Raw genomic sequence first — 24,406 nt, forward strand, 5'->3', positions numbered from 1 at the left:
GGTTCCGTCAGCGCGGTCCGGGCTCGTCGCGCCACGCTCGGCCGGAGGGGCCCGCGGTGCCTTCCGGAGGGCCGGGATCGCGTGCGCCGCCCGCGCGCTTCACGATCTCGTAGAGGCCGAGCATCGCGAGTGCGGTCACGAACGGCACCACGTAGTAGCATCCCCGGAACAGGAGCAGCGAGGTCAGCACCTCGTTGCGCGGCAGGCTCGACAGGGCGAGCAGCACCGTGGCCTCGAACACCCCGATTCCGCCCGGCGCGTTCGACGCGATGCCCAGCATGGCGGCCAGCACGTAGACCGCCAGGAAGGTGGTGAAGCCGATCGTCGTCTCCTGCGGCAGCAGGACGTAGAGCACCGCCGCCGCCGCGCAGACATCGCCGATGCCGACGAGCATCTGACCGATCGACACCGAGGCGCCCGGCAGTTCCAGGCGCCATTGCTTGACGGTGATGCTGCGCTTCTTGGCCGAGACCCAGGCGAGGTAGCCCAGCACCAGGGCGAGCGCCGCTAGACCCACGGACTGGTTGATCCGGATCGACGTGAAGGCCAGCCCGGCGAGCTGCCCCGCCTCGATGATCAGGCTGAGCCCCAGGACCACGCCCATGCCGAGCCAGAAGGTGAAGCCGGCGATCACCGTGAGCGCCGCGATCTTGGCGGTGCTCAGGCCCTGCCGGGCATAGATCCAGTAGCGGATGGTGCCGGCGGTCAGCAGCGGGAAGCCGAGGGTGAAGCTCACCGCGTAGCTGGTGAACGAGGCAAGCGCGGTGATCCGGTACGGCACCTTGATCTTAAGCTGGCGCAAGGCCAGCGCGTCGTAGCCGGTGAGGAACAGGTAGCTGATACCGACGAACAGGAAGGCAAGGCCGAGCTGCCGGCCGGTCGCCGCCGCGATCGCGGCGCGCACCTCGGCCCAGCTCACGCTCTGAACGAGCTTCCACAGCACGCCGAGGGAGACCGCGAACAGCACGATGCTGGCAGCCGTGCCGATCCAGGCATAGCGGCTGGCCAGGCTCTTGCGCTTTGCAGCCGCGGCCTCCTGCTGAACCGGCTCGGCCGGATCAGCCTGCTTCCGGTGCTGACCTTGAAAATTCATGCCGTTCGGCGTCCGCCCTTCCGGCTGCGCGGCCCGGCGCAAGGCCGTGGGCCCGTACCGGATGGTCCCGGACCGCGGCCCGTTGCCCCGCATGTAGGCCGAACCCACGCGCAAGGCCAGGGAAGGGACCACCGGAACGCGCGTTCTATCCTCAGCCGGTGGCCCGATCGAGGAGCGCGGCGGCGTCCGACAAGCCGCGCCGGATCCGGGCGGGCACCTCCGGCGCGGTGCAGACATAGGTCGGGCTCGGATGCGGGATCCGGATGATCGGCAGGCGGGGGCGCAGCAGGGTGATCGCCGGCGCCGCGTCCCCGGCATAGCGGCCGGCCAGGACCGCCACGGCAAGGTTGGGCAGCAGATCGAGCAGCGGCGCAAGATAGGGCGCCGCCGCCACGACCTCGGCCCGACGGGGTGCCCGATTGAGCGCGCCCTTGGCGTGGATCAGCCAGGGGACCGCGTTCCAGATCAGCGTGTCGGCACGGCTGAGCCCGGCCTCGGCGAGGAAGCGAAACAGGTTGGCGGCGGTGCCGTTCGCGCTGTCGCGGGTGACGAAGCCGGTGCGCAGCACGGCCGGGCCGGGTGTCTCCAGCAGGAGCAGCATCCGGGCCCCGACTCCGCCGTCCAGGGGGTCGGGCATGGGGACCGGGGCACCGCGCTCGGCGGAGATCCGTGCGGCGAGCGCCCGGATCGGTGCGATGTGCGGCGCCGCGATCAGCGCGCGGCGGGCCGCGAGGGCGACCGGATCGGCCAGCGATTTCGGCGCCTGCGGCTCAAGCGGCATCGAACCCCGGAACGATGGGGCCGAGGCGGCCCGACAGGCGAAAGCGCTCGACGCCATCTTCCCGGGCAAGCCGCGCGTCGAGGCCTGCCGTGCCGCCGAATTGGAAGCCGATTTGACTGGCATAGGCGGCGCAGGCGGCGCGCTTTCGGGCCTGGGCATCCGGATCGAGCGTCACCGCCGCCTCGGGAAGTTCCGCGAACAAGGCCGCGAGCGGCTCCCGGGGCGCAGCCTCGCGCACCGTGTAGGGGAAGTCGCGCCACCACAGGATGGGCAGGCGCGGATCGAAGCTGCGCAACGCCCGGACCGTCTGAACGTGATCGACATGGCCGCCGATCGCCTGCGGGGCGAGGAGGAGATCGGGTTTCTCCGTAGCGATCAGCTCCGCGAAGGCGGCGGCGAGGTCGGCCGCGATGCCGTCATCCAAGCGCGTCTCGGAAAACAGCTCCGGCGCGGAGCCGTAGCCCCGGTGCGGCGCCTCGCGGAACGGCAGGTGCACCGGCTGGGCGATGCCAAGCGCGGCGGCGGCGCGAACATCCTCGTCCCGGCGCAGGGCCATGTAGTCGATCTCGGCCGACAGCCCCTTGTCGAGTTGGCAGGCGAGCGCGAACCCTTTCGGGTCGGCGACGCTTCCGGTGAACAGCGTCGCCATCACCACCCGCCAGCCGCCCTGCGCGAGACGCGCCAGCAGGCCGCCACACGAGAAGGCCGCGTCATCGAGATGGGGCGAGAGGGCGAGCGCAGTGGGCATGGTTCACGGCCTGTCGGCTGGGGCGAAATCCAACCCTCGAGCTCATCCTGATCTGCCGGAGCGCAGCGGCGGCCTCGAAGGAGGGCTCCAGGGATTTCCGCATGCGATGGAGGCCTCCTTCGAGGCCCGCTGGCGCTGGCACCTCAGGATGAGGGGGCGGGTGGGAAATCCACGAATGGGTCGGCCCTCAGAGCAGGTGCGGCTCGGCCCGGAAGCGGCAGGTCGGATCGTCGGGTAGGTCCGTCGCGAAATCAGTGGCCGGGCTTTCGCCCCGCACCTGCGCGTAGACCTCCATGATCTGCCGCCCGACCGCATGCCAGGAATAGACCCGCCGGCACTCCTCCAGACCTGCGGTCGCGAGGCGGCGGCGCAGATCCGCATCCGTAATGACCCGGGTTAGGGCAGCGGCCTGCGCGGGCACGTCGCCCGGATTGGTGAGCAGCCCGTTCTCCCCGTCGCGCAGGCAGTCCGAGACGCCGACCGCGTGGCATGAGACCGTGGCGAGCCCGGCCGCCAGCGCTTCCAGGATCGTGTTGGAGAACCCCTCCGCGTAGGTCGGCGAGACGAACACGTCGGCGCGGCGGTAGAGATCGGGCACGGAGCCGTATTCCGCATAGCCCGTGAAGGCGATCTCGCGCTCCGAGAAGGCGTGCTCCGCCGCCAGTGCCTGGGCCGGCTCCACATCCGGCCCGATCCCCGAGATGGTCGCGGCAAACGGCGTGCCCTGCTCCCGCAGGATCGCCAGCGCGTTGATGAAGTCGAGCACGCCTTTCCGGCGGTCGACCCGGCCGTGATAGAACAGCCGCACCGGCCCAGCATGGGGCGCCGGCAGCCCGTCGGGCGTGCCCTGCGCGAACCGGTCGGTATCGACCGCCCCGGGCACGATGGTGAACCGGGCCGGGTCCGACCCGAGGCGCCCGCAGACCTCGTCCACGAAGGAGGCGCCGCCGATCAGCAGCGCATTGGCGTGGGCCAGCACCTCGCACATGGCGACGCGATGGGTCTCGCAGCAGGAGCCGACCCAGTGGCCGTCGCCGCCCTGGATCGAGACCACGCTCGGCACCCCGAGCTTGCGGGCGGCGAGCAGCACTGCCCAGCCGGTCGGGTAGCCGTACTGCGCGTGCAGGATGTCGAAGGGTTTGTGCGCGTGCTCCCGGGCGATCGCGTCCACCATCGTGGCGATGTCGCGCTCGAAATCGCCGGAGGTCTGCTCGCCCAGCTGCTCCAGGCCGATCACCCGTACGCCCGGCACGGGCGGCGGCGGCCCACCGCCGTAGACCCGGGTGCCGAAGGCATCGCCGCGGTACTGCGAGATCATCGTGACGTCATGCCCGGCGCCGACGAGCTCGCGCAGGAGGTTCTGCGCGTAGACGCTCATGCCCGAGATCGCTGGGAAGTAGCGGCGGCTGAGGAAGAGGATTCTCATGCTTGCACGCGGTCCAAGGCGTGGGCCGGACGGAATCCCCTCCCCCTTGCGGGGAGGGGTAGGGGTGGGAGTGGCGCAAGAGGCACCGCCACGCCCAATCCTGAAGCACCCCCACCTTCGGCTCCTCCCCGCAAGCTTGAGCGATCCCGGGCAAGCCCGGGGTCGCCAGGGGAGGAGAGAAGCGCATACGCCATCACTGCCATTGCCGCCGCGTCTCCTGCTCGCCGGCCAGCACCGGACCAGGGCGGCGGCAGCCGCGCAGATACTCCAGCGCCTGCGGGATCATCACGTCGGCCCGGTGGCTCTCGCGGGAGAGTTCGACACAGATCAGCTTGCCGAAGCCGATTTCTTCCAGCGCTTCCAGCACCCCGGGCACGTCCATGTCGCCCTCGCCGAAGGGCAGGTGGATGTGGCTGCCGCGCTTCATGTCCTCGATCGCCACCGTACCGATCCGGCCGGCGAATTCCCGCACGGCAACCGCGGGCTCGCGCTCGCCCGTGACGAGGCAGTGCCCGGTATCGAGGGCGAGCTTTAGCCCCGGAATGTCCAGGGCGGCGTAATCGTCGAGCGTCTCGATCAGCATGCCGGGCTCCGGCTCCAAGCAGGGCACGACCCCGGCCTCGGCAGCGAAATCCGCGACGTCGTGCAGCCCCTCGGCCAGCCAGCGCCGGGCCTCGTCGTGATCGACCCCGGGCTTCGGCACGCCGGCCCAGAACGACACCGCCTCGGCCGACAGCATCGCGCCGATCTCGACAGCCCGCTTGAGGAAGCCGACCCGCCGGGCGCGGCCCGCAGCGTCGGCGGTGACCAAAGTCGGCTCGTGCTTGGCATTGGGATCGAGCAGGAAGCGAGCGCCGGTCTCGATGACGCAGGTCAGCTCCAGCTTCTCCAGCAGGCTGGCCACGCGGCCCGCCTCCGCCGCCCAGGTGTCGGAGAACGGGTCGAGGTGGTGGATGTCGAGGGTCAGCGCCACCCCGTCGTAGCCCGCGACCTTGATCAGGTGGAGCGCGTCGTCGAGGCGGTGGTTGGCTGCGCCGTTGGTGTTGTAGGCGAACCGGAGCGTCACGCAGCCCTCCCCTTCCGCTCGGCGAGCCGGAATGGCGCGTGATGCGATTCCGGCTCACGGTAGAGCGGATAGTGCCGCCCGACGATCTGCTCGGCGAGGGCGGTGTCGAACAGCGGCTGGCCGCCCAATCGATCCAGGGCTTCCGGGGTGAGGCGAACCGGACGCAGGGTCTCGCTCTCGGCGCCGAACCGGATCAGCGGGTGATCACGGTCGATGAGCTTCTGCGTGTTGCGCTCGCCGATCCGGTAGTAGCTCATGGTCTCGACCTCGAGCCCCGGCACGATCGCCTTGACCACACCGACCCCGCCGCCGGGAGGCGAGCACTCGACGTAGAGCACGTCGAACCCCGCCTCCAGCAGCCGATCGCAGGCGATCTTGCCGCGCGCATGGCCGTCGGCCGCCGGGGTGGAGGGCAGCTCCGAGAAACGCTTGGAGCTCCGCTCGGAATAGACCGTGTCGGCGAGTACGGTGCGCAGGTCGGCGGCCGGCAGCTCGATCCATTCGAGCATCGCCTGGAGGGCGCGGCTTTCCTCAAGGTCCAGGCTCGGCAGCGCCTTCTGGATGAACGCATCGATGTAGCCCGGCGGGGTCACGGTGGCGGCCATATCGAGGGGGCCGTGCCCGAAGGTCTTGCGCACCCGCGCGGCCTGGAATTCCAGCAGCGCCTTGCGCAGGGCCCGGTCCCGATCCGGATCGCAGGCCTCGCCGCAAGCCGAGAGGGCGATCGGCGCCGGTGTGCGCGCAGGATCCTCGTCGTAGCCGACGACGTAGAGGTTGGTCAGGGCGAACTGGTCGGTGGCGAATTTCGGCAGCGCCCGGATGCCGAGATCCTTCAGCCGCGCCAGCATCGCGGCGTTCTCCGGCCCGATGCCGTCCAGATCGAGCATCACGCCCTGGTCCAGCGCCCGGAACAGCAAGCCGTTGCCGTCCCGCTGCAGCAACTCCAGCACACCGTGGCCGAGGGCGAAGGGCACGTCCGGGCCAGCGCCGAGGCCGTTGGTGATCAGGTTGGTGAAGGGCTTGTAGCCTTCCGACAGCTCGAAATAATCGGTGGCCGCGATGTCGAGCGGCATCAGCACGATCTCGCCTGTGGCGTGCCGGACGCTGGGTGTCCATTCGAGCACCGTGTCGCGGTCGACCGGTGAGCCCGCGGGCAGGCAGAGGGTCAGCGGATCGGCGACGGACTTCGCACCATAGACGCGGGCGAGGTCGTTGTAGCTCGCCCGCTCCTTGGCCCTCGGCAGCACGGCCAGCGACGGCATCAGGTTCTCGGCGATCTCGGCGACGGCGCCGATCAGCGCCTCGTCGTCGGTGGCGCCGTAGCCGATCCCGGACGGCATGGCGCCGACGAAGAACGGGTCGTCCAGGAACAAGGCCACGAACCAGACCGGAACGCCGGTGCGATCGAGCGGCGCCAGCGGGAAGCCGACGATGCGGCCCTCCGGCAGGACGTCGAGATAAGCCTTGACCGGATCGGGCAGCGACGCGGGCAGGCCCTCGATCTGGCGCTTGGCGCCGAAACGGTAGGGGCGCGGTGCCTTGATCCGCTCGTGGCGGGCGCGGTCGTCCTGATCGTGGAAGGCGTCTGGGTTGCTCAAGTCGTGTTCCTGTCTGGCTCGAACCGTCGCTTTCGCCCCATTCCATCCATCCCCCTCATCCTGAGGTGCCGGAGCACAGCGGAGGCCTCGAAGGAGGGCTCCAGGGATCGCGGCGCCTTCTGGAGCCCTCCTTCGAGGCCCGCTTCGCGGTCACCTCAGGATGAGAGGGTGAGTGGGAGATGCTTGGTTGGTTCCGTGATCGAATATCCTGTCCGCTACCCCTGCCCGTAGGCGCGGGCGACGAGCCGCATCGTGTGAAGGTCGCGGGACGCCGCGTACGCAGCCCGTTCCTCGGGCCGGCGCAGGGCCGAGCCGAAGGCGCGCACCTGCTCGGTGAACGGCGAGCTGTCGGCGTCGAAGGCGAGCGGCTCCGCGCGGCCGCTGGTGCCGTCGATGAAGGTCAGCGACCCACCGGCGGTCTGGCCCATCGTGTTCTCAGCCACGAGCATCCCCTTCGTGCCGACCACCTCCAGGCGGCGGCGGGGCAGCGCGTTGGGGCAATTGTAGGCGACGTGCAGGCTCGCCAGTGCACCGCCCGCGGTCTGCCCGATCAGCAGGGCACCGTCGTCGACTGCGTAATCCTGGGCCTTGATCTGGGTCAGGGCCGCGATGGTGGTGATCGGCTCGCCCGTCAGGAAATCCACGAGATCGATCCCGTGCGGCGCGAGGTCCATCAGCGCGCCGCCCCCGGCCTGGGCGGCGTCGATCCGCCAGTTCGGCTGACCGGCCTCCGACCAGTCGCGTCCGAGCCAGCAGGCGTAGACGATCCGCACGGCCGTCACCGTTCCCAGCCGCCCGGCCTCGACCTGAGCACGGATCATCCGGTGTGCCGGGTGGTGCCGCTGATCGAACGCCGTCCCGTAGAAGATTTTTTGGGATTCGACCGCCCGGGCGATGGCGTCCGCGTCAGCGAGGGTGGCGGCCATGGGCTTCTCGCACAGCACCGCTTTGCCTGCGGCGGCCAGCGCCTCGACGGCGCCGCGGTGCAGATGGTTCGGCGTCGCCACGTAGACCGCCTCGACCTCGGGCTCGGCGATCAGGCCGGCGAGGTCGGCATGCCCCCGGGCGCCCGCCTGCTCAGCCGCCGCGCGACTTGTCGGATCCGGATCACAGACCGCGATCAGACGATGGCCGGCGGCTCGGATGCCGGGCTCCATGTAGTCGCGGGCAACCCAGCCGTAGCCGACGATGCCCCAGCCGACCGCGTCCATCACCAGCGCTCCGGCAAGTCAACGAACTCGCGGACGCGGACGCGCTGCGTTTCCGGCGCATCCAGGGCGCCCTCGAAGGTCAGATGCTCGGGGCCGGCGGAGTGCAGTGGATAGGTGGCACGGGGAGCGTATTCCGCCTGGTAGCGCTCCGAGGGCCAGCGGATGGCGTAGCCATCGCCCTCCGGCGCGTAGAGCGGATTCAGACGCAGCACGGTGCCGGGCTTCGGCAAGGTGAGGCCGTCGACCAGTGCGCGGGGCGCCGGTCGCATCCCGGGTCCGCACACAACCGAAAAGGCTTCGCAGGTCCGCAGGGCGGTGGGCTCCCGCGGCGCCGGTGCCCGGACCTCGACGAGCGCCCGCGTCAGCTCCGCATCGTCGTACACGAGGGCGTCGGGGAAGAGGTCCGCGATCTCCTCGGCGGTGACCGCCCGTCCGGCCGAGAAGCCCGGGCAGTCGCGATTGTGGATATGGCTCAGCGCCAACCAGCCGTCGTCACCGGCGTTCTGGCGCAGGCATTCGAGCAGGACCGCCTTGTCGTCGAGGAAGTAGAAGGCATCGTTGCAGGCAACGAGATCGACCGGCGCACCCGGGATCGGCCAATGGGCTGAGCCGGCATCGAAGCAGACGAGCTGCGCCGTCTCACCGACGACCCAGTGGCGCGCGACCCACAGCTTGGCGAAGACCACGTCGGCCCCCGAGACCTTGCAACCGCGCCGCTGCAGCTCGCGCAGATAGTGGCCGATGCCGCAGGCGAATTCGAAGACGCAGATGGGATCGTTCCAGTGCGCCTCCAGCAGCGACAGACCGGCCAGGAAGGTCGGATCGCTCCAGCGATGCAGGAAATAATCGCCAACGCGGCCCCAGCCGAGACCGTGCACAGCATCGCGCAGGGTAGCGGTACGCCGATCCTTGATGAGCTGGATGATCCCGGCAGGGTCGGCGGGCGGGCCGTTCCACCAATCGTCCTGATCGACCAGCAGGGCGGCCAGCGCTTCATCGGCCTCGCCCGCGTCGAGATGGGCCAGGACCCGCTCGACCAGCGCCTCGCGGTTCACGCGCAGGTACGGGATCCCGTCGATCACGGGCCAGCGCGCACCCGTTCCCGCGTCCCGCAGGGCATGCGGGCCGTCGGCCTTCAACGGATTGCCGGTCTGCGGCGAGGTGAGTTCGAACGGGATCATGGCTCTCTGGACCGACCGGGCAGATGGGCCACCGGGTCCGGCGATCAAGGCAACAGATGCGATCAAGGTAGAGGCGATCAAGGAATGCGCATGTCGGCGAGGACGCGATCGTGGAAGCCCTTCACGGGGCCGGCATGGACCAGCTCCCACTCGTCGAGCACCATCCCCATGGTGGTCGAGGCGCCGCGCAGGTGCTGGGCGATCTGGAGCACCCGGTCGATGCAGTCCGCCGCATGGAAGGCACGCCCCTCCCCGGTGGCATCATCCGGTAGGACCGCGCGGGCGCGCTCGACCTGGGTTCGAAGGGGCTCGTCGAGTTCGGCGAGCGCCCAGGCCGTGGTGGTGGCCATGATCGGCCCGAGATGGTCGCCGAGCAGCATCTCGCCGGTGAAGCCGGCATCCGGCATGGCGGCGTTGTGGAAATGGTGGGCCATCGCGGCCAGGAACACGGTGCCGGGATCGGCCCGATAGAACGGGCTTAGGCACACGCCGTAAGCCGCCACGATCAGGCAATGCTCGGCGTGGTTCTCCGGCGGCTCCAGCAGGATGCGGGCACGACCGGGGCAGGTGACGCCGGCTCGTGGCTGTTGCGCCAAGGCAGCGACGAAGCCCGGGAGGGAACCGAACGCGGCCTGCGGACCCGGAGCGAGCCGCGCCCGCAGGCGGGCCCGTAGATCCGAATCGAGTTCGCCGGTCACGGCGTCGAAGCCCGCAATCAGCACCGCGGACGCCGCCTCTTCCGTCAGGCCGGCCGCGGTCAGGAAGGCCGCGTCCAGGTCACAGAGACGGGTGGCCGCGAGTGTGATGGCGGTGATGTCGAGAGCGACGTCGTCGGGCGAGGCACCACCGGTGAGACGCCCCCACCCCTGCGCGAACAGCCGCTCCGCAATCGAGCCGGTACGGCCCGCGGAGCGCACGCGCTTGAGGTCGTTCATTTCAATGAGAAGATCGCGCAAAGCTTCCGGCGCGGCGACGCCGGACTGCGGCGGGTAGGTCTCGCTTGGCATCTTCTCTTTCGACCGAATGAGGCTTGTACGCCCTCACAGGCAGCTCGAACGAAGGTTCATTTGAACGCTGGTTCCCTCTCCCGTTCGGGAGAGGGAGTCGGTTGCGGCCCGTCATCGACACTGTGGCCGCCACTGGATCATACCGTTTTCCTTCGCGCGCCCGCAGCGGCGATCGAAAGACTTAGCGATATGCCTCAGTGCACGCCCAGCCAGTCGTGCAGCATCTTCTCCTGCTTGCCGAAGGCATGCTCCGGCCCGCGGCCGTTCTTGACCATCGGGGCCTTGAAGAACGTGGAGAGCTGCTCCTGCACACCGCCGTCGCCGCGGGTGTGGGCGAGGTCGAGCACGCGGGCGATCTCGATCACCAGCGGCGCCGCCAGAATCGAGTCCTTGCAGAGGAAGTTCACCTTCACCTGCATCCGCTGACCCATGAAGCCGGTGACGTCGATGTTGTCCCAGGCTTCCTTGTCGTCGCCGCGCGGGCGGTAATAGTGGATGTGCACGAGGTGGTCCTCGACCGGGTAGCCGAGGATCGAGTCGAGCACGGTGCCCTTGGTGTTCAGCTTCGACTGGAGCGAGTTCGGATCGTTCAGGGCGAGGCCGTCGCGATTGCCGAGGATGTTGGTCGAGAACCAGCCGTCGACGTGCAGCGCGCGGGCCTTGAAGGCGGGGGCGAGCACGGTCTTCATCATGGTCTGGCCAGTCTTGCCGTCCTTGCCGGCGACCGGCACGTTCAGCTCCTTGGCGAGTTCGAGGAGCGCCGGAACATCGGCGGCCACGCTCGGGGTGAAGTTGGCGTACGGGATGCCGCTCTTGATCGCCGCGTAGGCGTAGAGCATCGCGGGCGAGATCGCCTCGTCGCTCGAATCCAGGCCCTTCTCGAAGGCCTCGGTCGAGTTCAGGGTCGGGTCGTTCAGGTCGGGCCAGCGCTCCGTCGAGGCGAGGTTCACCACGACCACGTCGTCGAGGTTGCTCTCCTTCTGGAAGCGCCGCAGGTCGTTGGCGATGACCGAGACCGCCTCACGGTGGTCCTTGGCGACGATGCGGTTCTGGCCGTCGATATTCTTGCAAAACTTGGCGCTGCCGACCGCCGGCCAGGGCGTGATGCCCTTCAGGGCACCGGCGCCGTCCTCGATGTCGTCCTTCGACAGGACGCCGTGGCCGCTCGCGGCGGTGGCGAGATCGTCGCCGTTCAGGTCCCATCCGCCGAAGACGAGGTCCTTGTAATCGGCCAAGCCCGCTACGGAGAGGCCGGCGAGCGGGAGCCCGTCGAGCCGGTTCGAACCGGATTTGATCATTTCGATACCGGCGATGGCGGTGGTGGCGACGGCGCCACCCATGCCAACGAACGCGACACCGACGCGGCGACCGGACTGCATGCTCATTGGAAAAAGTTGTCCTTGTGGGGACGCGGGTGGCGTCTTGAAGGGTCCGTCGCGGGACGGAAAGTTCACCCCCCCGGGGTCGTACCTAACTGGCTCACCGCTGCGGCGTTCCAAGCCAAATGCGACAACGTTGCCCCTTCATGACACGTATTTCGCGAGAGCAGACGGTGCTCTCAGCGCGAGACAACACGCCAAAACAAGACCTTGGCGCCGCCGACAATCGTGACGGATCGGGAGCGGTTCCGACTGGGGTTGCGGCGGTCCGCGTCCTTAAGGCGCCCCTAAAGCGAACGGTTAACCCTTCGTTGACCGTGCCACGCTTGGATCACGGCGTCGTCCCATTCTGGTCACGGCCGGCGCCGATACGGCCGCCGATCAAAGGAGCCCGGCCACAAGAATCTGGGCCGACGCAAGGACCGATCTGAGAAGGACCAATGATGGGGGTTTTCCCGGAGCCGGCGCATCGCGCCGACGACGTGAGTCGACTCGTGCCGAACGCGAGCCGTTTCGAGATTGAAGCCGTGGCGTGGCTGCCGCGGGCCGGCCGTGGGATACGGTGCCGGTCGGACCGCCGCTCGGGCCGGGACCGGCTTCGCCAGGTCTCGGGGACGCTGGCCCTGGGTCTCGTGGCCGGGTTCGGATTACCGCAGGCCGCCTTCGCGCCCGCCTATTTCGCCCCCGCCGCCCAGGCTCACGACCGGGTCGACACCAGCCCGCGCGCGGCCCAGGTCCTCGCGGCACAGACACCGGCGCCGGAAGCCGTGGCACCGGAGCTCTCGGCCCAGGACATGGCCCTGCGCTCGACGCTCGATCAGGATCTGTCGCTGGACCTGCAACAGCAGGATGCCGCGACCGATGCCGCGCTCCGGTGGAATGGTCTGCCGGTGCCGGAGCAGGAGCCTGCGACGACCGCGCTGATCCAGGACGAACTCGCCGCCCTTCCGCGGGTGACGCAGGAGCAAGGCTCCGACGCCGTGCGGTTCGGCGAGCGCTCCGTGCCGCGCAAGGTGGTCGACACGATCGTGAAGGCCTCCGACCAGGCAGGCGTCGATCCCGTCTACATGATGGCGCTGGCCGACAAGGAGTCGAGCTTCGAAACGGACGCCAAGGCCGCGACCTCCTCGGCGCAGGGTCTGTTCCAGTTCGTCGCCCGGACGTGGCTGGAGATGATCCGCGATTACGGCGCCCGCTACGGGCTCGCCGAGGAGGCCGCCGCCGTGAAGGGCCGGGGCTCCGCGATCACGGTCGCCGGCACCATGCGGGCGCGGGTGCTCGGCCTGCGCAACGATCCGCGCGTGGCGGCCCTGATGGCGGCCGAACTGATCAAGCGCGATCGCGAGCGGATCGAGGCCCGGGTCGGCCGGGCGCTGACCACGACCGAGCTCTACCTCGCGCATTTCCTCGGCACGGCGAGCGCCGGGCGCTTCCTCTCGCTCTCATCCGAGAAGCCCGACGAGGTGGCCGGCCGTGCCTTCCGCAGTGCCGCCCGGGCCAATCGCAGCCTGTTCACCGAGGCGGACGGCGGCAAGCGTCGCAGCCTGACCGTCTCCGAGCTGCACGACCGGCTCGACGGCATGATCGACCGGCGGCTCAACCGCTACCAGGGCGTCGCCGCGGTGGCGGAGGCCCTCGACAAGGCACCGGCGCAGACCGACATTGCCACCAGTGAGGACGCTGGCCAAGCGGCCACCACCCGTCGCGTCGAGGTGACGGAGGCGTTGCCGCCCGACGGGGTGTGACGGTCGTTCCGCCTCAATGCCCCGCCGGCGCCCCGCCCCCGAGCCTGACGCTTTTCAAGCTCAGCGCGATCGGCACTGCGCAGGCGGCCACCAGTCCGAGCACCCAGAACACGTCGATATACGCCCAGTAGGCGACCTCTGTGCTCAGCACGCTGCCGATCCACGCGGTCGCTTGGTTCTGCGCCTCGACGCCGACATAGCCGTGCTCGGAGAAGTACTGCGTCGCACGCCGCATCGTCTCCTGATAGGCGGGCTCGGCCGGGTTGATGTTCTCGACCAGCCGGCTCTGATGGAACTGGCTCCGGTAGGCCAGAATGTTCTGGGCCAGTGAGACGCCCATCGAGCCGCCGACGTTGCGGGCGACGTTGATCAGCGCCGAGGCCTGATCGGTCTGGTCCTTGCGGATGCCCTCGTAGGAGGCCGAGGTGATCGACAGGAACACCATCGGCAGGCCGATGCCGATCCAGACCCGCGACCATGCGAAGAACGCGAAGGTCGTGGTGCCGCTGATCCGCGTCAGGTCGTACATCCCGAGCGCCACGATGGTCATGCCGGCAGCGATCAGCCATTTCGGCTGCACGTAAGCCGAGACGCGCCCGGTCAGGAACATCATCACCACCGTGACGATGCCGCCGGGGCCCAGGACGAGGCCCGACAGGGTCGCGGTGTAGCCGTAATATTCCTGCGTGATCTGCGGGATGAACTGCGTGGTCGAGATCAGGATCGCGCCGGTGAACATCATCACCACGAAGCAGGATCCGAACTGACGGTTGCCGATGAGCCGAAGGTCGACGGCCGGATTCTTGGCCTTCAGCAGCCACGGGATCATGGCGACGAACGAGACCACCATCAGCACGCCGGATACGTTCATCAACGTCGAGGTGCCGAACCAGTCCTTCCGCTGACCCTCGTCGAGGATCACCTCGAGCGAGCCCAGGAACACGGCGACCAGCAGGAAGCCAACGATGTCGAAGCGGATGCCCTTGCGCACCAGGGCGCGCCGCTCCTTCTTGGCCGCGTCGCTATCCTCGATCAGCCAGTACATCAGTCCGAGGGCGAGCACGCCGACGGGTCCGTTGATCAGGAAGCACCAGTGCCAGGAGGCGTTGTCGGACAGCCAGCCGCCGAGCGTCGGGCCGATCACCGGCGCGACCACGATGGCGACGCCGTAGAGCGCGAAGGCCTGCCCCCGCTTCTCGGGCGGGAAGGAATCCGCCAGGATCGACTGTGCGAGCGGTGCCATGCCGCCACCGCCGAGCCCCTGCAGCACGCGGAAGAACAGGAGCGATTCCAGGCTCCAGGCGAAGCCGCACAGGATCGACGAGATCGTGAACAGCCCCACCGACCACATGAAGAAGGCCTTGCGGCCGTAGCGTTTGGCCAGAAAGCTTGAGGCCGTCAGCGTGATCGCGTTGGCCACGAGGTAGCTCGTCACCACCCAGGCCGCCTCGTCGGGACCGACCGCAAGGCCGCCCGAAATGTAACGGAGCGCGACATTGGCGATGGTGGTGTCGAGCACCTCCATGAAGGTCGCCAGCGCCACGACGCCCGCGATCAGCCAGGGATTGTGGCCGCCCGGCGCCTTGCCGGAGGACGACTTGCCCCCGGTGGACTTGTTCGAGGCGGACTTGCCAGCCACGGGGCTCACCGCACCGTGACGGTCGGGACGACCGACATGCCCGGGCCGATCGCCACGTCCTTCGGCCAGTCCTTGACCACGATCTTGACCGGGATGCGCTGGGTCACCTTCACGTAATTGCCGGTGGCGTTCTGGGCCGGCAGAAGGCTGAAGGCGGTGCCGGATCCCGGCTGGACCGAGGCCACGGTGCCGTGGATCTTGCGGGCCGGATACGCATCGATCGCGAGAGCAACCGGCTGCCCCGGGCGCATGTCGTTGATCTGGGTCTCCTTGAAATTCGCGGTGACCCAGATGTCGTCGGGTACGAAGGTCGCGAGGGTCTGGCCCGCCTGGGCGAGCTGCCCGATGCCACCGGTGAGCCGCACGACGCGACCGGACTGGACGGAGCGGATCGTCGTGTAGCCGAGGTTCAGCTCGGCCTGCTCGACCTGTGCCGTGTCGCGGGCAAGCTGCGCCTGCGTCGAGGCCTTCTGGGCCTCAAGCGAGCCGATCTGCTTCTGCGCCGCGACCACGCTGGCATTGGCACTCTGGACCGAGGCCTGACGCTGCTGGAGCGTCGAGGTCGCCGATTGCGATTGCTGGATCGATCCCGAGCCGCGTTCGGCGAGGTCCTTGTAGCGGGCTGCATCCTCCTGGGCGAATTTGAGGGCCGCCTCGGCGGTGGCGACCTGCGCCTTCGACACGTCGATATTGGCGTTCTGGGCCTGGATCTGGGCATCGATGTTCTTGATCGCGGCCTGATCAGCCTCGACCTGCGCCTTCGCCTGATCGAGGGCGATCTGGTAGTCGCGCTGATAGATCTGGAACAGGATCTGGCCGGCCTCGACGTGCTGGTTATCCGTCACCGGCACGTCGACGAGGTAGCCGCCGACCTTGGGCTGGATCGAGATGCTGCGGGCATCGACGAAGGCGTCGTCGGTGTTCTCGTACGGGTGCATGTACAGCAGCCAGTAGAAGAAGATCCCGACGCCGAGGGCGATGACCGCGAGACCGCCGAGCAGGACAGCGAACGGGTGGCGCCGCACGATATTGGGACGGCGCTGGCCGTCCTCGGCCTCGTCATCCCCGTCGTCGTCCTGCGCCGCGCCGCCGTCGCCTTTGCCGTCGGTCTGGGCAGACGGGTCCTCGTCCTCCGACCCAGGCTTGCGCGCCGTTTTGGACCCGCCGAGATCCAGGACATCGCGGTCCGGGGCATCGCGGTCGCCGGTTCCAGTCCGGCTGTCGGCTGGCCGCGCGCGTGCCTCGGCCTCGGAGGCCTGCCGCTGATCGTCAAGCATGGGAAGTCGTCGCCCGATGGGCCGATCGCCTCGCGGCGACCGGGCACTGCACATCGCCCGCCTCGACCTTCACAAGCCCGGGACCGGCCCAAGGTTCCGTGACGGTTCGCCAAGGCCCAGGAACGCTTGCCGCAGTGCGGCGTTCTGCGCCGGGAACCTGTGCCTTTTACGGCATCGGAGTTTCGGAGTTTTGCCATGACCAGCAGTTCTGCTCCGCAGCGCGGACCGACAGGAAACTCCCCCAGCGGCATTCCGCTGGTCGGCGTAGCGCGCCTCGACGCGATGAGCGCAGCGCTCGCCCGCAACTGGTGGCTGGTGGCCCTGCGCGGCGTCGTCGCGATGCTGTTCGGCGCCCTCGCTTTCGTCGCACCGGGCGCGTTCGTGCTGTCCCTTGTCCTGTTCTTCGCGGCCTACACGTTGACCGACGGCATCTTCGCCATCCTGGGCGCGATCCGGGCCGCGCAGCATCACGAGCGCTGGGGCTTCCTGCTCCTAGAGGGGATCGTCGACATCGTCGTGGCCGTCGCCGCCGTGCTGGTCCCGGCGGCGGCCGTCTGGGCCTTCGTTCTCCTGCTCGCGGGTTGGGCGCTCGTGACCGGTGGCCTGATGATCGCGGCGGCGTTCCGCCTGCATCTCCATTACGGGCGCTGGTGGCTGATCCTCGGGGGCGTCGTCTCGATCCTGTTCGGGATCGCGCTGTTGATCGAGCCGGGCATGTCGGCTTTGGTGCTGACGTGGTGGATCGGCAGCTACAGCTTCGCCTTCGGCGTGCTGCTCCTGATCCTCGCGTTCAAGCTGCGCAGCCGACACGGCGCTGCGGGTCAGCCCCTGTCGCCGTCCGGGCGTTAACCTGATCGGATGATGGTGTGCGTCGCGGCGACGGAAGGACAAGGCCCCCGATGAGGCTTAGTATAGATCCTCGTCCGGCATGATCGTCCCTGGAATCCGCACGCGATGACACCTGACGCGCCGGAGAGCGCCCCGGTCGACAGGCCGTCAATGCAGAACGCCGGGCACGACCAGGGATCCGGCCCACCGGATCCCCGCTCGGCGGCCCGGGAGGCGCGCCGTGCTGCCGGCGATTTGACCCGCAGCCTGTGGTCCCTGATCGTGGCAGGCGGGCTGGGTGTCGCTGGGGCAGGTCGCTCCGCAGCGGCGCGGTCGCGCAACTTGTTGGAACGACGGAAGCGAACCGAACCCGAGCGAGTATCGCGGGCGCCGATTGCGGCCGCCCCGAATCCCGGCGCCACACCCACGCTCGCCGCGCGCTTCCGCCAGCGGCCGATCCTGCTCGCTGCCGGGGCCGCAATCCTGCTGCCGTTCCTGGCGCTCGTCCTCTACTTGCTCGCCGCCTTCCTCACCCTTCCGCCGCTGGGCGGAGCCGTGGTCGAAAGCGGCCAGCGGGCGATCACGGTCGAGGCCGATGACGGGCGGGTCTTCGCCACCCGGGGCAGCTTCCGCGGGCAGAAGCTCACCGCCGCCGACCTGCCGCCACACCTCGCCCAGGCGATCATAGCGATCGAGGATCGGCGCTTCTACAACCACTGGGGCATCGACCTGCGCGGGCTTGCCCGGGCCGCGTACCGCAATGCCCTGGGCGGCGGCGTGCGCGAGGGCGGATCGACGATCACGCAGCAATACGCGCGCCTGACGTCGCTGAACCAGGAGAAGTCGCTCTGGCGCAAAGTCCAGGAGGCGATCCTGGCGCTGCGGGTCGAATCGACCATGAGCAAGGACGAGATACTGCTCGGCTACCTCGACACGGCCTATTTCGGCGCCGGCGCCTACGGAGCGGATGCGGCGGCGCGGCGCTATTTCGGCAAGCCCGCCAAGGCCCTGAACCTGCCCGAATCCGCCATGCTGGCCGGGCTGGTGCGCGCGCCCTCGCAGCTCGCGCCGACGCGGAACCTCGGCGGTGCCAAGGAGCGGGCCGACGTGGTGCTCCAGGCCATGGTTGAGACCGGCGCGATCACGCAAGCCGAGGCCGACGCGGCCCGGCGGCAGAGCGTGAAACTGAAGACGCCCCCGGAGGCCCCACCGGGCACCAACTACTTCCTCGATATGATCGCGGGGGACGTGAAGCGGCTGGCCGCCAAGGACGGCGATCTCACCGTCCGCTCGACCCTCAACCTCGATCTCCAGAACCTCGCCGAAGGCGTCGTGGCCCGGCGTCTCGACAAGGACGGGCGCCGCCGCAAAGTTGGGCAGGCCGCCATGGTGGTGCTGTCGAAGGACGGCGCGATCCTCGCCATGGTGGGCGGGCGCGACTACGAGGACAGCCAGTTCAACCGCGCCGTCCAGGCCAAGCGCCAGCCGGGCTCCCTGTTCAAGCTGCTGGTCTATCTGACCGCCTACGAGCAGGGCTACACGCCGGATTCCATTATGGTCGACCGGCCGGTGAAGATCGGCGATTGGGAGCCCGAGAACGACGACGGCCGCTACCGCGGGTCGGTGCCGCTGCGGACCGCCTTCGCGCTGTCGATCAACACCGTGGCGGCTCAGCTCGGCCAAGAGGTCGGCATCCCGGCGGTCATTGCCACGGCGCGCAATCTCGGCATTCAGTCCGACCTGCCCAACGTGCCCAGCCTCGTGCTCGGCTCCGGCACCGTGAGCCTGCTGGAGATGACCCGGGCTTACGGCTCGGTCCTGTCGGGCCGCACCCCGCTCCAGGCGTACGGCATCCAGGCGATCCGCGGTTCGGCGCCACAGCCGCTCTACGTTCAGGCCGACCCTGCCCCAACGGCCGGCCTCGCCCAAGAGCCGCGCACCATGATGCTCGACTCGCTCCAGGCGGTGGTCGAATCCGGGACCGGAAAGGCAGCGCGCGTTCCGGGCCAGATCATCGGCGGCAAGACCGGCACGAGCCAGGACTTTCGCGATGCGTGGTTCGTCGGCATGACGCCGGACCTCGTCGTCGGAATCTGGATCGGGAACGACGACGACAGCCCGATGAACCGGATGTTCGGCGGCGAGATGCCCGCCGGCATCTTCCACGACTTCGTCCAGCGGGCGGCCGAGAAGCTGGCGAAGGGCAAGCCGCGCCCCTCGGCCGAGCGGGCGGAGCCGGCCCGGGCTACGCCGGCTCCGGCTGCGGTCGCCGCTCCGGCAGCAACCGGAGAGGTGCGCGGCGTCCCGGACGTGATCGACACCGGGACCCTCTCGTTGCGGGGGCGCGTCGTGCATCTGCTGGGTGTGGAAGGCGAGCGCGGCCATCTGGCCCGCCAGCTCGCGAACTATCTACGGCGGCGGGAGGTGGTCTGCTCCGGTCCCTCCGACGGCGCCTCCGCGCGCTGCCAGATCGACGGCGAGGATCTGGCCGGGCTTATCCTGGCCGCCGGCGGCGCCCGCGCCACGGAGGACGCGCCGCAGGATCTGCTCGGGGCCGAGGAGCAGGCGCGCGCCGAGCGCGTCGGGCTCTGGGGCCGCTGAGGGCTCAGCGTTTCCCCAATATGGTGAGGGTCGCCGTGTCCGGTTCGCCCCCGAAATAGGTTGCCAGCGCCTCGGCGAAGCAGGGCTCGCCGGGAGCGGCGATTCCGAACAGCGTCATGCTGGAGCGGAACTTCATGTCGTCGGGAGAGCCGAAGATTGCGTGCGCCGAGCGCCCGGATACCCGGTTCACCGCCGCCGTACAGGCCCGCAGGCGCGCGCCGAGCGTCGGGTGCCCAAGATAGGCCACCGCCTCGTCCAAAGAGCCGATCGCGTAACGCTGCGCCATCGGACTGGAACCGAGGCCCGCGATCTGCGGGAAGATGAACCACATCCAGTGGCTCCGCTTCTGCCCAGCCTCCAGCTCCGCCAGGGCGCGCGGGTAGATGTTCGCCTGCGCCGCGATGAAGCGGCCGAGATCAAAAGGGTCATCCATACCCATCCGCTCCTGATCGTACGGTGCCGCCATAACTGCGCCGCGCCACATCCCCGGTCGGTGACGCCTCGGTCGCCCTGGAGTAAGCGCCGCCCATGCCCGGTACGCTCGTCGCCTTCATGGTCGCGAACCCCGCGACCAGTCCTGCCCTGACGGCCATCCTCGAAACCGCCGGCGTGACGGCCGCCCTGACCCTGCTGCGCACGCCGCGGCCGGAGGGCACCGCCGCGCTCCTCGTCTCGACCTACTATTACGGCCGGGAGGCCGGGCAGCGCGAGCACGACATCAAGCATGCGGGCTGGGATGCCATCCAGGCACATCTGGGCGCCGAGTTCCTGTACGGGTGGTCCCTGCCGAACCTTCAGCAATGGCTGGCGCCGACCTGCGCGGCCTGGGTGGTCGCCGGCGTGATCGTATGGCTCCGGTCATACCCGGAACGGGGCGGCGCGGTCCGGTAACCGCACCCGCATCGGCACTCAGGGCTGCGTGAAGGGACCGTCCGAGGGGCCAATCTCGCTGCAGTCGCCGAGCAACCGCCGCCCTGAGGCGATGATCTGGACCGTGTCGCGGCTGCTGCATTGACGCCGGGCCACAGCCTCCAGATCCCGCAGATAGTCGATCACCGGGCTGCGCTGTTTCTTGCCTCGCCCGATCACCGGTTCAACCTTGGCGGTGACCGTGTCGCCGAGTGTGTCCCAGAACTCGGGCGGGCAATTTGCGGGGTCCACAATCGAAGGCTCGTGCATCGCGCGTTCCCTCCTGCCGCACAGGCAGGATTTCTCGAGGACTTCACGGCGTTCTGCATTTACCCATGTTGAATGCGCCGACACGATCCGGCGATCGGCCAGGCGATCCCAGAAGCGAGAAAAGCCCCCGCGGACGGATCCGCGGGGGCTTCGATCTCTGGCGACCGTACGGGTCGCCCGGTCAGCTTACTTGATGAGGGCGAGCAGCGCCTTGCCGGCCTTGGAGTTCAGCTCCTTGGCGTCCAGGGTGCCGTCGCCATCCGGGTCAGCCATCTTGAAGCGCTCGGCGACCGCGGCGAGGTATTCCTTCTTGTCGAGGGTGCCGTCGCTGTCCGGGTCGGCCCGCTTCACGCCGGCCGCGCTCAGACGGCCCTTCAGCTCACGCGCGTCGAGGGTGCCGTCGGCATCCTTCTCGAGCCGGTCGAAGGTGGCCGACGCCACGGCCTCGACTTCCTTCATGTCCACCGTACCGTCATTGTCGGTGTCGATCATCTTGACGGCGCTCGCACCGCTGGCAGGCTTGGCCAGCGCAGCTGGAACCGACAGGCTGGACACAGCGAAGGCAACCGCAGCGAAGCCACTGAATAGACGAAGGGTCATTGCCAAATCCTCCCGAAACCTAATGCGCGATCTTCCTAATCGCCGATTCGCTTTGCTGCAAGTGCGAAATCACCGCGCTGCAGCGACTCGGGAAGTCTCGATAGCCTCGTCGTTGTGCCGATCCATGTGAAAAGGGGCCGGCATTCGCCGACCCCTCCAGTGTTCAATCGTCTTTGGCTTCGTCGTGGTGAGCGCAGATCAGTAACCGTAACCGCGACGAACGACCGGCCGGTCATCGTCGTAACGCTGACGACGGTACATGCGGTCCTCGTCGGCGCGGTCGCGGCGATACTCGTCGCGCCGGAAATCGCGTTCCCGCTGTCCACGGGAGCGCAGATCCACGCTGGGGCCATCCGGCCCGATATCGATGCGCTGCGCCGCTGCGGGAACGACGCTCGCGAGGGAGGCAGCCAGGATGGCGCCGGCAAGCAGGGTCTTCATGGGACACTCCTTCGTGCGTTGAGAGATCAACACATCCTCGCGAAGATCGTTCCCTGGAAAATCCAATCCTGCCGGCCACACCCAGGCTATCGACCGTGGTCAGGCCAGCGTCGCAAGATCCTGGAACCAGTGCTGCGCCTGCACATAACTCTTCACCCGCGGCGACAGGGCATGCGGATTGGTGTCGTGCACCACCCAAACCTGCACGGCATCATCGACGACAATCTCGTGGATGCGCGCCAGCAGCCGGTTCTGCTCATCGGTATCGAGGCTCGCCTTGACCTTGTCGCAGAGGGCATCGACTTCGGGATTGCGGTAGTGACTCCAGTTCACGCCATTGGGGGCGATCTGCTTCGAATCGTAAAAGCGCAGGATCGCGTAGAACGGATCCGAGGTGACGTAGGCGATGTTGCCTGCCGAAACCCCCTTCAGGCTCGGATCCGCCGCCCCCTGGCGCCAAGCCGTGTAGGCCACCTCGAGCTCCACCGTCTTGAACTCGACTTGGATGCCAACCTCCGCCCAGCTCTGCTGCACGTACTCGTTGATCGGCAGTGACAGCATCTGCCCGGTGCCGCCAGTCGGGATCAGGATCGTGGCTTTGACCGGATTCTTCACCGAGTAACCCGCCTCCTCGACGAGCTTGCGCGCCGCATCGACGTCGGTCTTGATCTGGAAGCTCGGCTTGCCGAACCATGGGCTCGACTGCTGGACCTGTCCCACGGCCGGCTGCGCCAGACCGCCCATCAGCTCGACGACGCCGGCGCGGTCGATGGCGAGGTTGGCGGCCTTACGCAGGCGTAGGTCCCGCCAGGGCGAGCCCTCCAGCATCGACAGGTGGTAGTTCCAGACATGCGGCGTGTCGTTACCGACAATCCGCATGCCGGCCGCCTTCAGGCGCGGGACGGCGTCCGGCGCCGGCGCCTCGATCAGGTCGACGTTGCCCGACAGCAGTGCGTTCACCCGGGCGAGATCCTCGGGCACGCAGCTAAGCGTCAGCTTGGCGAGTTTGGGCACCCGCTTGGGGTTCCAGTAGCTCACGTTCGGCAGGAGTTCGAGGCGCACCCGCGGGACCAACTGGCCCAGTCGGAACGGCCCGGTGCCCGATGGCTCGAAGGCGAACTTCGCCCAGTCCCGGCCGACCTTCTCGTACTGCGCGGGCGAAGAGATCAGGAACCAGAGCATCTGGTAGGGGAACAGGCTGTCGGGCGTCTTGGTGGTCACCTGGATGGTCTTGGCGTCGAGCTTTCGGTAGCTCGCGACGCCGGGCAGACGCGGGCGGACCTGCGCGGCCTGCCGCTGGTCGAACTGCGGCGCCTCCTTGTTGAGCACCTTGTCGAAGTTCCAGATCACCGCGTCGGCATCGAAGGCCGAGCCGTCGTGGAACGTCACGCCGTCGCGCAAGTGGAAGGTCCAGACCTTCGGGTCGGCCTTGTCGACCTCCCAGGACGTGGCAAGCCCGGGCACCATCTTGCCGGGACGGTCGGCGACGTCGAGCTCCCAGGCGACCAGTGGATCGTACAGGGTCAGGCCGGTGAACTGGTAGCCGCCGGCGCCCCGGTCCGGCTGGCCAGTGGTGAGCGGCAGGTCGGTCATCGAGATGCCGTAGGTCAGGCTGCCGGGCTCACTCGCTGCCCGCGCCTGTTTGATTGCGCTGAGTGCGGCTATTGTCACACCGCCGACCATCAGCGTGCGACGAGACGGAAGGACTTTTGTCACCGCAGCACCTCGATCGATCCTATGAAGCAGAGCTCGCATATCAGTCGCGAGGCAGCCTATTATTACTGTGGAGAATTTTATTTCTCTGAAGGATAAAGTGTGATTTTTGAAGCCGATCTTTTACGCACTATGCTTAGGTAGTTAGCATCCTCATCAGAATTAACGCTTTTCGGGTATTGTGCCTTGCGCCACCGAGTTGCTCGTTAGCCGGCGACCCGCATCGAGCCGCCGGCCGACTTTGTGATCTGACTGTGATCAGGCTTCGGCCGCGGCGGCGGCGTTCGGGTGCAGCAAGGCCATCTCATCGCGCCGCCGCATCAGCATTGGAAGGTCCGGCCAGTCGCGCCATTGAAGCGTGAACTCGCCGCCCGGCTTCAAGGCGACGACCACAGCCTCATACCAGCCGTCCTCCTCGCCCTCGGTGATCAGCACGAGGCTACCGATCGCAATGCCGGCCCAGCTTCGCGGATAGCGGGGATCCGCAGGACCCGACCCGCCAAAACCGCCACCGTCGCCATCAGCGGGCTTCTCGGGGCTCTGCGCAGCCAACCTGATGGTATTCGTGTCTGATCCTACTAGGGCGTGTCATCGCTTGAGCCAGTCGAGGGCTGCGGCGAGGGACAGAACGCCCATGAAGCTGGTGGCGGTTTTCTCGTAGCGGGTTGCGATGGCACGCCATTCCTTGAGCCTCGCCCAGAGGCGCTCGACCTGATTGCGGTTGTTGTAGATCCAGTCCGGGCAGGCGACGGGGGTCTCATGGCGCTGAGGCGGGATCGCGGGGCGCGCACCCATGTCCCAGATGTGCTCGCGGAAGGCGTGACTGGTGTAGCCGCGGTCTCCGACCACCCACTTGGGCACGCTTGGCAGTTGGTCGAGCAATGGAACCGCAT

Annotated in this window: 23 protein-coding genes; 4 read left to right on the forward strand and 19 right to left on the reverse strand. The window is 68.4% G+C overall.

Annotated features, from left to right (window positions below):
- Positions 1-7 precede the first annotated feature (7 nt).
- The 10 genes from MKK84_RS22045 to MKK84_RS22090 all read right to left on the reverse strand — a co-directional run bounded on the left by MKK84_RS22045 (position 8) and on the right by MKK84_RS22090 (position 11,496).
- Positions 8-1,093 carry a lysylphosphatidylglycerol synthase domain-containing protein gene (locus tag MKK84_RS22045; protein WP_243923710.1) on the reverse strand — a complete coding sequence of 362 codons (1,086 nt, stop codon included), beginning with the start codon at positions 1,091-1,093 and terminating at the stop codon, positions 8-10.
- Between the two features lie 151 nt (positions 1,094-1,244).
- Complete coding sequence (locus MKK84_RS22050) at positions 1,245-1,874, reverse strand: uracil-DNA glycosylase (RefSeq protein ID WP_243923657.1); 630 nt, start codon at positions 1,872-1,874, stop codon at positions 1,245-1,247.
- Positions 1,864-2,622 carry a PIG-L deacetylase family protein gene (locus MKK84_RS22055; RefSeq protein ID WP_243923659.1) on the reverse strand — a complete coding sequence of 253 codons (759 nt, stop codon included), beginning with the start codon at positions 2,620-2,622 and terminating at the stop codon, positions 1,864-1,866. The genes MKK84_RS22050 and MKK84_RS22055 overlap by 11 nt, the downstream gene beginning before the upstream one ends.
- 187 nt (positions 2,623-2,809) lie before the next feature.
- Entirely contained in the window at positions 2,810-4,048 is a 1,239-nt protein-coding gene (locus MKK84_RS22060; RefSeq protein ID WP_243923674.1) for a glycosyltransferase family 4 protein, read from the reverse strand.
- A gap of 193 nt (positions 4,049-4,241) precedes the next feature.
- Entirely contained in the window at positions 4,242-5,114 is an 873-nt protein-coding gene (locus tag MKK84_RS22065) for a sugar phosphate isomerase/epimerase family protein (protein WP_243923676.1), read from the reverse strand.
- Positions 5,111-6,712 carry a YcaO-like family protein gene (locus MKK84_RS22070; RefSeq protein WP_243923678.1) on the reverse strand — a complete coding sequence of 534 codons (1,602 nt, stop codon included), beginning with the start codon at positions 6,710-6,712 and terminating at the stop codon, positions 5,111-5,113. The genes MKK84_RS22065 and MKK84_RS22070 overlap by 4 nt, the downstream gene beginning before the upstream one ends.
- Before the next feature lie 215 nt (positions 6,713-6,927).
- Positions 6,928-7,923 carry a Gfo/Idh/MocA family protein gene (locus MKK84_RS22075; RefSeq protein ID WP_243923718.1) on the reverse strand — a complete coding sequence of 332 codons (996 nt, stop codon included), beginning with the start codon at positions 7,921-7,923 and terminating at the stop codon, positions 6,928-6,930.
- The gene (locus MKK84_RS22080) at positions 7,923-9,104 is read right to left on the reverse strand and encodes a class I SAM-dependent methyltransferase (protein ID WP_243923679.1); all 1,182 of its coding nucleotides are present in this window, start codon (positions 9,102-9,104) and stop codon (positions 7,923-7,925) included. Before MKK84_RS22080 ends, MKK84_RS22075 begins: the two co-directional genes overlap by 1 nt.
- A gap of 77 nt (positions 9,105-9,181) precedes the next feature.
- Positions 9,182-10,111, reverse strand: coding sequence for a hypothetical protein (locus tag MKK84_RS22085; protein WP_243923681.1), 930 nt, complete (start codon positions 10,109-10,111; stop codon positions 9,182-9,184).
- A gap of 194 nt (positions 10,112-10,305) precedes the next feature.
- A complete protein-coding gene (locus MKK84_RS22090; protein ID WP_243923683.1) occupies positions 10,306-11,496 on the reverse strand; it encodes an inositol-3-phosphate synthase in 1,191 nt (396 codons plus the stop codon).
- A 437-nt stretch (positions 11,497-11,933) separates the two neighbouring features.
- Here MKK84_RS22090 and MKK84_RS22095 point away from each other — a divergent pair, with 437 nt between their 5' ends.
- Positions 11,934-13,235 carry a transglycosylase SLT domain-containing protein gene (locus MKK84_RS22095; protein ID WP_243923720.1) on the forward strand — a complete coding sequence of 434 codons (1,302 nt, stop codon included), beginning with the start codon at positions 11,934-11,936 and terminating at the stop codon, positions 13,233-13,235.
- 13 nt (positions 13,236-13,248) lie between these two features.
- Here MKK84_RS22095 and MKK84_RS22100 read toward each other — a convergent pair whose 3' ends face one another.
- The gene (locus MKK84_RS22100) at positions 13,249-14,874 is read right to left on the reverse strand and encodes a DHA2 family efflux MFS transporter permease subunit (RefSeq protein ID WP_243923692.1); all 1,626 of its coding nucleotides are present in this window, start codon (positions 14,872-14,874) and stop codon (positions 13,249-13,251) included.
- A 5-nt stretch (positions 14,875-14,879) separates the two neighbouring features.
- On the reverse strand, positions 14,880-16,151 hold the full coding sequence (locus MKK84_RS22105; RefSeq protein WP_243923694.1) for an HlyD family secretion protein: 1,272 nt from the start codon (positions 16,149-16,151) through the stop codon (positions 14,880-14,882).
- A gap of 195 nt (positions 16,152-16,346) precedes the next feature.
- Between MKK84_RS22105 and MKK84_RS22110 the strand changes: the two genes are divergently transcribed.
- Together MKK84_RS22110 and MKK84_RS22115 are read left to right on the forward strand one after the other, a co-directional pair.
- Complete coding sequence (locus MKK84_RS22110; RefSeq protein ID WP_243923696.1) at positions 16,347-17,000, forward strand: HdeD family acid-resistance protein; 654 nt, start codon at positions 16,347-16,349, stop codon at positions 16,998-17,000.
- Between the two features lie 105 nt (positions 17,001-17,105).
- Positions 17,106-19,580, forward strand: coding sequence for a PBP1A family penicillin-binding protein (locus MKK84_RS22115; protein ID WP_243923698.1), 2,475 nt, complete (start codon positions 17,106-17,108; stop codon positions 19,578-19,580).
- Positions 19,581-19,584: 4 nt separating this feature from the next.
- Here the strand turns inward: MKK84_RS22115 and MKK84_RS22120 are convergent, their stop codons facing one another.
- The gene (locus MKK84_RS22120; RefSeq protein ID WP_243923700.1) at positions 19,585-20,013 is read right to left on the reverse strand and encodes a DUF1810 domain-containing protein; all 429 of its coding nucleotides are present in this window, start codon (positions 20,011-20,013) and stop codon (positions 19,585-19,587) included.
- 95 nt (positions 20,014-20,108) lie between these two features.
- Here MKK84_RS22120 and MKK84_RS22125 point away from each other — a divergent pair, with 95 nt between their 5' ends.
- Positions 20,109-20,471: a hypothetical protein gene (locus MKK84_RS22125; RefSeq protein ID WP_243923701.1), complete on the forward strand. Its 363-nt coding sequence runs from the start codon at positions 20,109-20,111 to the stop codon at positions 20,469-20,471.
- 18 nt (positions 20,472-20,489) lie between these two features.
- Here MKK84_RS22125 and MKK84_RS22130 read toward each other — a convergent pair whose 3' ends face one another.
- From MKK84_RS22130 to MKK84_RS22155, 6 genes are all read right to left on the reverse strand, one after another.
- A complete protein-coding gene (locus tag MKK84_RS22130; protein WP_243923703.1) occupies positions 20,490-20,759 on the reverse strand; it encodes a hypothetical protein in 270 nt (89 codons plus the stop codon).
- Positions 20,760-20,945: 186 nt separating this feature from the next.
- The gene (locus MKK84_RS22135) at positions 20,946-21,359 is read right to left on the reverse strand and encodes an EF-hand domain-containing protein (RefSeq protein WP_243923704.1); all 414 of its coding nucleotides are present in this window, start codon (positions 21,357-21,359) and stop codon (positions 20,946-20,948) included.
- Between the two features lie 198 nt (positions 21,360-21,557).
- A complete protein-coding gene (locus MKK84_RS22140) occupies positions 21,558-21,800 on the reverse strand; it encodes a hypothetical protein (protein WP_243923705.1) in 243 nt (80 codons plus the stop codon).
- A 99-nt stretch (positions 21,801-21,899) separates the two neighbouring features.
- Positions 21,900-23,483, reverse strand: coding sequence for an ABC transporter substrate-binding protein (locus MKK84_RS22145; RefSeq protein WP_279599653.1), 1,584 nt, complete (start codon positions 23,481-23,483; stop codon positions 21,900-21,902).
- Between the two features lie 288 nt (positions 23,484-23,771).
- Entirely contained in the window at positions 23,772-23,948 is a 177-nt protein-coding gene (locus tag MKK84_RS22150) for a hypothetical protein (RefSeq protein WP_243923707.1), read from the reverse strand.
- Between the two features lie 153 nt (positions 23,949-24,101).
- Positions 24,102-24,406: transposase (locus MKK84_RS22155; protein WP_243923708.1), on the reverse strand; the 305-nt coding region annotated here is incomplete at its 5' end.

Origin of the sequence: Methylobacterium sp. E-065, from assembly GCF_022829605.1 — a bacterium.
In the GTDB taxonomy this organism is placed as follows: domain Bacteria; phylum Pseudomonadota; class Alphaproteobacteria; order Rhizobiales; family Beijerinckiaceae; genus Methylobacterium.